This window comes from Flavobacteriales bacterium, from assembly GCA_013214975.1.
In the GTDB taxonomy this organism is placed as follows: Bacteria; Bacteroidota; Bacteroidia; order DT-38; family DT-38; genus DT-38.
Genome location: JABSPR010000142.1, coordinates 1 through 3,208, shown reverse-complemented (window position 1 = coordinate 3,208; position 3,208 = coordinate 1). Strand labels below are relative to the sequence as shown.

Here is a 3,208-nt window from a genome sequence, read left to right as displayed (position 1 = left end):
TAAATGCTCTTTCTCAAGTCTAATATCCTCCAATAGGTAAGTTTTGAATTCTGTGTAGATCTCAACTGCCTTCTCTTTCTGGTTGTCTTTGGATAATGCTTCTCTGTAATGATAGTAAGCTTCATTAGGAGTGAGTTCTTAAAAAGATTCATACCTACCACTGAAGTTGCTAAATAGTCTACAGCGAACTTGTTTACGTCCATTCCTAAGTTCAAATAATATATTCCTAAAGAATAACCATAGTATGTGTTTCCTGAATCAATACTCAAAAGATATTCATACTGACTTGTTACATCAATATATCGAGTCCCTTCTATCAGCTTTTTAGCGGTCATATCGGTAATTTTCGATTGACCTTTAATATTAATAGAATTAAGGACTAGAATAAATTCTATTAGGCTACTTGTGATATTTAAATTCTTTATAATATTTAAGGTTATTTTTGATTTATTAGTTGCAAATATCTGTTAACTAGAAGATTGTACGGGTTAAGTAAATGTTCTGTTTCTTTTTAATCGGAGTAATTAAGCGGATTGCGTATTATAAATATATTCCACATTCTTTAACTCAATAAATTATTAAAAGGACATTAATAGTTGCCATATTATGATTTTTGTGGCACGCTAATTATTGCTATAAAAGCTATTCCTAATGTTATGAAAATGTGGGTTATCCAATTGTATAATAGCCTTGAAGTAAAAGTTAATGTGCTTGCATTGAATGAAGAAGCCAATTAGGCTGATGTTGAAACTCTTGCCATTAATTTGGGTATTAAGACATATCAATTGGAAATTATAAAAGGACAGAAATCATTGGAAAAGAAAAATAGAATTTTGATTTATTACAATCCTTTTGAACTACCTTGTTTTACTGGTGTTTGCGTTGATTATTTGATTACCTTTGTCCTCCATTTTTAAAACGTGTAGATTGAACAATTTTAGCAAACTAGGGCTTTCAGATAAAATTCTTGAAGTACTTGATCAGATCGGGTTTGATACCCCAACTCCAGTACAAGAAGAGGCAATTCCATTATTGCTTAAACAAGATCCTACTGATTTCATCGGCTTGGCTCAAACAGGTACAGGTAAAACTGCTGCTTTTGGTTTGCCATTAATTGATTTGATCGATATCGACAACAGAGCTACTCAAGCTCTTATTATGGCTCCTACAAGAGAGCTTGGTCAACAGACCGCCGTACAGTTAAAAGACTTTGCGAAAAACCAGAAAGGTTTAAATGTGCAGGTTGTATATGGTGGTGCTGCTATCCAAAATCAGATTAAAGCTTTAAGAAGTCCTACTCAGATAGTAGTGGCAACTCCAGGTAGATTATTAGACTTAATTAAAAGAAAGGCAATACGACTTGATGAAGTAAAGTATGTTGTATTAGATGAAGCCGATGAAATGTTAAACATGGGCTTTAAAGAGGATATCGATAACATATTGTCTTATACAAGGGATGATAGAGTTACTTGGTTGTTCTCGGCTACTATGCCAGCAGAAATCAGAAGGATTACCAAAAAGTACATGGATACGCCTTTGGAGATTGCGGTTAATACAGAAAACAAAAATAATACTGATATTGCACACAAATACGTGGTTACAAAGTCTACAAATAGAGTAGCGGCTTTGTGTAGATTCCTTGACCTTCAACCTGAAATAAAAGGAATAATGTTCTGTAGAACAAAGCGTGATACCCAAAAAATTGCCGATGATTTATCAAATGACGGATATCATGTAGAAGCTTTGCATGGAGATTTATCTCAAGCGCAAAGAGATGCTGTAATGAGAAAATTTAAAAGTAAATCGATGCAACTTCTTGTTGCTACTGATGTTGCAGCAAGAGGGATTGATGTGAATGACTTAACACATGTATTTCATCATTCTCTTCCTGATCAGTTAGAAAGCTATACACATAGAAGTGGACGTACTGGTAGAGCAGGAAAAAAAGGTATCTCATTGGCTTTTGTCAATTCTAGAGAAGGAAGAAAAATTAAAGACATAGAAAGAAAGAACAAGATTGTTTTTGAGAAAATTGAGATTCCAAATGTTGCTGAAATGAAAACGACCAGAATGAATAACTGGGCGAAAGAATTAGTAGACATGCCAGTTAACGATGCAGCAGAGGAAACTCTAGCGGAACTACAAGAGCAATTTGCTGATTTAACTAAGGAAGATATTCTGAAACGACTTATCGCTTCTCAATTGAAGGCCCTTATGGGACGAAGTGGTGGAAGTGGAAACTTAAACGAGACACAAGGAGCATCAGGAGAAAGAGGAGAGCGTAGAGCTGGAAGAAGAAGTGAAGGAAATCGATATTTCATCAATGTTGGAATTATGGATGGACTTACCAAGCATGAATTAGTTGATTTTCTTGCTGAAGTATCCTCTGTAGATAGAAATGCTTTTCAGGAGTTTTCGATTCAGAAGAACTGCGCATACTTTGATGTTGCAGAAGGTAAAGACACTGGATTTGGAGAAAAGTTTGATGGCGTAGAAATAGAAGGACGAGAAGTACGTGTAAATCGTGACGACAGTAGAGCTCCAAGAACTGGCGGAAGATCATCTGGTGGTAGAGGCGGTAGATCTTTCGGTGGCGGCAGTGATAGAAACCGATCTGGTGGTGGAAGTAGAGGTAAATTTAGTGGGAACAGACGTTCTTCTGGAGGAGGCGACTCACCAAGAAGAAGTAGTGGTGGAGAAAGCCGATCTAATTCTTCAAGTTCTAGAAGAAGGAGATAATCCAACAATAGTTTCTAATTGGAAGAAACGTCCAAACATATCTTATCGAAATCTAGCTATATAGCTGGATCTCAATGCCACTTAAAGCTGTGGTATTCTAAGAATCGACCAGATTTAAGAGAGCCATTAAGCCCAATGATAAAGGCTATATTCGAGCAAGGTCATCGCGTTGGAGAACTGGCTACTCAGCTCTTCCCTGGAGGAGAACTGATAGAATATCAGTATGGAAAAACAGCGAGCTCAATTGATTTAACAAAGAAGAAAATTGAGGAAGGTTGTTCTATAATATATGAGGCATGTTTTCAATTTCAAGGGGTTTTTATTGCAATCGATATTCTTGTAAAGCAAAACGGTAAATGGAACGCTTATGAAGTCAAGAGTTCTGCAAGCGTTAAAAGAAGTAATGTTAAAGACGCTGCCATTCAATATTGGGTGATGTCAAATGCAGATTTAGAAATAAGCGATATTT

Annotated in this window: 3 protein-coding genes; 2 read left to right on the top strand and 1 reads right to left on the bottom strand. The window is 36.0% G+C overall.

Annotated features, from left to right (window positions below; all coding sequences use genetic code 11):
* A partial coding sequence (locus tag HRT72_05290) for a hypothetical protein (GenBank protein NQY67124.1) occupies positions 1–335 on the bottom strand: 335 nt, incomplete at its 3' end.
* Between the two features lie 592 nt (positions 336–927).
* On the opposite strand from HRT72_05290, the gene HRT72_05285 reads away from it, so the two are divergent.
* Both HRT72_05285 and HRT72_05280 read left to right on the top strand, forming a co-directional pair.
* Positions 928–2,739 (top strand): DEAD/DEAH box helicase, encoded by a 1,812-nt coding sequence (locus HRT72_05285; GenBank protein NQY67123.1) that lies wholly within the window; start codon positions 928–930, stop codon positions 2,737–2,739.
* An 18-nt stretch (positions 2,740–2,757) separates the two neighbouring features.
* Positions 2,758–3,208 (top strand): DUF2779 domain-containing protein (locus HRT72_05280; GenBank protein ID NQY67122.1); only part of this gene is annotated, 451 nt, incomplete at its 3' end.